Source organism: Virgibacillus sp. 7505, assembly GCF_002272135.1.
In the GTDB taxonomy this organism is placed as follows: domain Bacteria; phylum Bacillota; class Bacilli; order Bacillales; family Amphibacillaceae; genus Terribacillus.
Map to the genome: position 1 here is coordinate 1 of NZ_NPBF01000203.1, position 264 is coordinate 264.

1 protein-coding gene is annotated in these 264 nt (G+C 39.8%); it reads right to left on the reverse strand.

The features are described from left to right. The coding region (locus tag CHH91_RS18605) for a helix-turn-helix domain-containing protein (RefSeq protein ID WP_141234224.1) at positions 1-264 on the reverse strand (264 nt) is incomplete at both ends.

Genomic DNA, 264 nt, shown 5'->3' on the forward strand with positions numbered 1-264 from the left:
GGCTTTGTAAGCTTTATCCAAATTAAGTTGTGCGTTCGCTAACGCTAATGAATCTACTTCCTGTAGCCATTCATACTCTTTTTTGTATTTGGCAGGAGTAGGGGGCTTCCCCTTTTTTAAGGCATCTTTATCCTCTTTCAGTAGCTCATACGTCTCTTTTCGTTCCGCTAACATCTTGTTATAGACAAAGCGAACACATCCGAACGTTTTACGTATAAGCAAAGCCTGTTTTTCTGTTGGATACAATCTGAACGTATACGCTTT